Genomic DNA, 5033 nt, shown 5'->3' on the forward strand with positions numbered 1-5033 from the left:
TCAAGGACTACCAGGTCACCGTCGGCTCCTCCGGCTTCATGGCGGCCTTCGGCGGCGGCACCGACACCAACCAGGCCTCCTACCAGGTGATGCTGAAGGACTCCGCGTCCTACACCGACGTGCAGAAGCACATCGAGGACGGCCTGAAGAAGCTGGAGGGCATCGGCACCACCACCGTGTCCGCCGGTGACGGCTTCGGCAACCAGGACCTCAGCGTCGTGGTGAAGGCGGCCGACCCGGCGGTGCTGCGCAAGGCCTCCGAGCAGGTGCGCTCCACCGTGGCCGGCCTCGACCACGTCACCGACGTCACCAGCGACCTCGCGCAGAGCGTGCCGCGCATCTCCGTGAAGGCCAACGGCAAGGCGGCCGCCGCGGGCTTCGACGACCAGAAGCTCGGCGCCGCGGTCGCGCAGGCCGTGCGGGGTACGACGGCGGCCAAGGCGGTCATCGACGACACCGAGCGCGACGTCGTCGTGAAGCCGGCCAAGCCCGCCACGACCCTGGCCCAGCTGAAGAACCTGCGCCTCGGCCCGGTGAAGCTCGGCGACATCGCCACCGTGCAGCTGGTCGACGGGCCGGTCTCGATGACCCGTATCGACGGTCAGCGCGCGGCCACCGTCACCGCCAAGCCCACCGGCGACAACACCGGTGCGGTCAGCACCCGGCTCCAGTCGAAGATCAAGTCCCTGGAGCTCCCGGCGGGCGCCACGGCCGAGATCGGCGGTGTCACCTCCGACCAGGACTCCGCGTTCAAGAACCTGGGCCTGGCCATGCTGGCGGCCATCGCGATCGTCTTCATGCTGCTGGTGGCGGCCTTCCGCTCGCTGGCCCAGCCGCTGATCCTGCTGGTGTCGATCCCGTTCGCGGCGACCGGCGCGCTCGGCCTGCTGATCGTCACCGGCACGCCGATGGGCGTCCCCGCGATGATCGGCATGCTGATGCTGATCGGCATCGTGGTGACGAACGCGATCGTGCTCATCGACCTCATCAACCAGTACAGAAGGCAGGGGTACGGCGTCGTCGAGGCCGTGGTGGAGGGCGGCCGCCACCGGCTGCGGCCCATCCTGATGACGGCCCTGGCGACCATCTTCGCCCTGCTCCCGATGGCCCTCGGCGTCACCGGCGAGGGCGGGTTCATCGCCCAGCCGCTGGCCGTGGTGGTGATCGGCGGCCTGATCACCTCCACGCTGCTGACCCTGCTGCTGGTCCCGACGCTCTACGCCATGCTCGAGCTGCGCAAGGAGCGCCGCGCGAAGAAGCGGGCGGCCAAGCGGGCCCCGCAGCCCGGGGCGCTGGAGACCGCGGGCGTGTGAGCACGACGACGGGGCCCGGTCCACGCGATCCGCGTGGGCCGGGCCCCGTCGTGTGCGCGCCGAAGCGCTAGCTACGGCCCGCCTGGTGTGCGCAAGCCGCTACGGCAGCGCCAGCATCCGCTCCAGGGCGAGCTTGGCGAAGGCCTCGGTCTCCTCGTCCACCTCGATGCGGTTGACCAGGTTGCCCTCGGCCAGGGACTCCAGGGCCCAGACCAGGTGGGGGAGGTCGATGCGGTTCATGGTCGAGCAGAAGCAGACCGTGCGGTCGAGGAAGACGACCTGCTTGTCCTCGGGCGCGAAACGGTTCGCCAGCCGGCGGACCAGGTTCAGCTCCGTGCCGATGGCCCACTTGGAGCCGGCCGGGGCGGCCTCGAGGGTCTTGATGATGTATTCCGTCGAACCGACGTAGTCCGCGGCGGTCACGACCTCGTGCCGGCACTCGGGGTGCACCAGCACGTTGACGCCCGGTATGCGCTCGCGGACGTCGTTGACCGAGTCCAGGTTGAAACGGCCGTGCACCGAGCAGTGACCGCGCCACAGGATCATCTTCGCGGCGCGCAGCTCCTCGGCGGTCAGCCCGCCGTTCGGCTTGTGCGGGTTGTAGACCACGCAGTCCTCGAGCGACATGCCCATGTCCCGCACGGCGGTGTTGCGGCCCAGGTGCTGGTCGGGCAGGAACAGCACCTTCTCGCCCTGCTGGAAGGCCCACTCCAGGGCCCGCCGGGCGTTCGACGAGGTGCAGATGGTGCCGCCGTGCTTGCCGGTGAAGGCCTTGATGTCGGCGGAGGAGTTCATGTACGACACCGGCACGACCTGCTCGGCGACGCCGGCCTCGGTCAGCACGTCCCAGCACTCGGCGACCTGCTCGGCGGTGGCCATGTCGGCCATGGAGCAGCCGGCGGCCAGGTCGGGCAGGACCACCTTCTGCTGGTCGGACGTCAGGATGTCCGCGGACTCCGCCATGAAGTGCACGCCGCAGAACACGATGTACTCGGCCTCCGGCCGCGCCGCCGCGTCCCGGGCCAGCTTGAAGGAGTCGCCCGTGACGTCGGCGAACTGGATGACCTCGTCGCGCTGGTAGTGGTGACCGAGCACGAAGACCTTGTTCCCGAGCTTCTCCTTGGCCGCGCGGGCGCGCTCCACGAGGTCCGGGTCGGAGGGGGAGGGCAGCTCGCCGGGGCACTCCACGCCGCGCTCGCTGTTCGGGTCGGCATCGCGGCCGAGGAGCAGCAGGGCGAGCGGCGACGGCTGTACGTCGAGCTCCTGGGTTTGGGCGGTGGTCACGACACGCACCCTTTCTACTTTTCGTCGAACTGACGCTATCTATCATAACCGGTTCACGTCACTTTGACGATGGGCCCAAGCGTCCATGTGACGTGAATCCCGGCACCCGGTCGCGTCCGGGTGCTGTCGCGTTCGTCGCATCGGGCGGGCTCGTCCACAGGGCGGTGTTCCCTTGCCCGCCCGTTGTGCGAGCATGAAGGGGACGAGCATGGACAAGAGAGAAAGCCAGTGCTCGGCCCGGAATGAATCCGCGGCCTTGCCGGTTGCACTCGTCGGCAAGCAGTCTCCGTACAACCCGGGAGAGATGTAGATGTCCGTATCGGACGAGACCACCACCGTCACCGACGGCATCATCCTGACCGACGCCGCCGCGTCCAAGGTCAAGGCGCTGCTCGACCAGGAAGGCCGCGACGACCTCGCGCTGCGCGTCGCCGTCCAGCCCGGCGGCTGCTCCGGCCTGCGCTACCAGCTCTTCTTCGACGAGCGCTCCCTCGACGGCGACGTGGTGAAGGACTTCGGCGGGGTCAGGGTCGTCACCGACCGCATGAGCGCTCCGTACCTGGGCGGCGCCACCGTCGACTTCGTGGACACCATCGAGAAGCAGGGCTTCACGATCGACAACCCGAACGCGACCGGCTCCTGCGCCTGCGGCGACTCCTTCAGCTGACCCGTCCGCTCGCACCGGCCGCCGGCCCGCCCGGCGGCCGGTGCGAGCGTACGGAAAAGGGCGGCCACCCCCTGTCCGGGGGGCGGCCGCCCTTGCGTGTGCCGGGGCCTGCCTCAGCGGGCGAGCGGCGGCGGCTGGGGCAGCCGTGCACCGGGCTTCACCTGCGGGATCGCCCGGCCGTCCGAGCCGACGACCTTCCGGTCGCCGAGCGGCCGGTCCAGGTGCACGCTCTGGTGGAACTCCTTGGCGATCGCGATGCAGACCCGGTTTGGCCACCGCTTCTCGGTCACCGTGACCGTCACCCGGTCCTGGCCCTCCTTCACCGACGCCTTGTAGTCCGAGCACACCCCGCCCTCGAAGGCGACGGTCAGCTCGTCGCCCGAGGTGCTGTAGCCGGACACCCTCACGTCCTCCGTCACCGGGGTGCCCGAGCCGCTCGGCGCGGGGGTGGGCTGCGCGGACGGCGTGGTGGAGGAGGCGAGGTACTTCGGGTCGAGCGCCGGATAGGTGACGGTGAAGCCGCCGGAACCGCCGCCGTCGGCCCCGCGCACCCGGAACAGCCAGGACGGTACGAGCAGTTGCCGCCCCTGCGAGTAGTGCGAGGCCAGGCCGAACACCGCCTCGTCGACGGTGAAGGCGTCGCCGCCCGTGCCCGCCGAGCCCGACGGTGACGTGCCGCAGGGCGCCTCCAGACGGTCCTTGGGCGGCTGGGGAACGGTGCAGCCGCCGATGCCCATGCGGTGGTCGGCGCGCGGGGCCGCGTTCATCAGGTCCAGCGTCCTGCGCGCGCTCAGCACGGGGTACGTGTCGCCCTTGACCGGCGCCTTCAGCTGGCCGCTGCCGCCGACCACCTCGCCCTGCGCGCTCACGGTCAGGCCCGTCGTCCAGCCGTACGTGGGCAGGCCGCCGATCGCCGGGTCGGCGTTGACGACCCGCTGGGCGCCCATGACCTGACTCGCGTCCACCTTGGCGTCGTCCTGGCCCAGCGCCTTGAGCACCGGCGCCGCCGCCTTCTCGGCCGCCGCCACGCTCACCGGGTTCGCGGCCGGGGCCGCCGGGTCGTGCGTGCACAGCACGCCCTTGCAGTTGTCGGTGCCGGGCGCGTACCGGGTGAACGTCCAGGTCCCCGGCGCGAGCCGGTTGACCCGCAGCATCGGGCCGCCGCCGTCCTTGCCGGTGCCGACCGTCCAGGCCTGCGCGCCGGCCACCGGTGTGCCGTCCACGCCGAGCGCCCTCGCGAGCCGGGCCACCTCGTCCCGGGTGACCTCTCCCTGCGCCCGGTACACCGGCGCCGAACCGGGACCGCCGGGCAGGGTGCCACCGGCCCGGTAGCTCCCGCCGTACGGGTCGGGCTCACCGGGCGCGATCCCGTTCGTCCCGCCCGAGGAGTAGCCGTCCAGGGCGAGCGGGGGAGGAGTGCCATGCCCGCCGGACGCCTCGCTCCCCGTCGTACGGTCCCCGGACCCACCGCCCCCGCCCGAGGCCCCGGTGGCGAGATACGCCCCACCCGCACCCACCACCAGCACTGCGGCAGCCACAGCCCCCACCACCCAGGCCCCACCGCGACGCCCCGCCCCGGCCCCCACGCCCGCCGGGGCACTCTCGGCCGGAGCGGCCTCGCCCGCCGCGCCCCCGTCGCCCGGGGCGCTCGCGGCGCGCCCCTTGTCCGGGGCGCCGGCCGTGTCCGCCGAGCCGTTCTCGTCCGAGGCGCCGGCCGTGTCCGCCGGGACGTCCGCGCCCGCAGCCCCACCCGCGCCCGCAGCGACGCC

4 protein-coding genes are annotated in these 5033 nt (G+C 72.0%); 2 read left to right on the plus strand and 2 right to left on the minus strand.

Annotated elements, in window-relative coordinates:
- A partial coding sequence (locus IE249_RS35885) for an efflux RND transporter permease subunit (protein ID WP_229857244.1) occupies positions 1-1313 on the plus strand: 1313 nt, incomplete at its 5' end.
- A 99-nt stretch (positions 1314-1412) separates the two neighbouring features.
- On the opposite strand, the gene nadA is transcribed toward IE249_RS35885, so the two are convergent.
- The gene (gene nadA / locus IE249_RS01905) at positions 1413-2597 is read right to left on the minus strand and encodes a quinolinate synthase NadA (protein ID WP_189702980.1); all 1185 of its coding nucleotides are present in this window, start codon (positions 2595-2597) and stop codon (positions 1413-1415) included.
- Between the two features lie 310 nt (positions 2598-2907).
- On the opposite strand from nadA, the gene IE249_RS01910 reads away from it, so the two are divergent.
- Positions 2908-3264: a HesB/IscA family protein gene (locus tag IE249_RS01910; protein WP_189702981.1), complete on the plus strand. Its 357-nt coding sequence runs from the start codon at positions 2908-2910 to the stop codon at positions 3262-3264.
- A 113-nt stretch (positions 3265-3377) separates the two neighbouring features.
- On the opposite strand, the gene IE249_RS01915 is transcribed toward IE249_RS01910, so the two are convergent.
- A partial coding sequence (locus IE249_RS01915; RefSeq protein WP_229857245.1) for a hypothetical protein occupies positions 3378-5033 on the minus strand: 1656 nt, incomplete at its 5' end.

The sequence above is a fragment of the Streptomyces anandii JCM 4720 genome (assembly GCF_014650655.1).
Lineage (GTDB): Bacteria > Actinomycetota > Actinomycetes > Streptomycetales > Streptomycetaceae > Streptomyces > Streptomyces anandii.

Coding starts and splice junctions, on each gene's coding strand:
- IE249_RS01910 (WP_189702981.1), top strand. CDS start 2,908: ATGTCCGTATCGGACGAGACCACCACCGTCACCGACGGCATCATCCTG.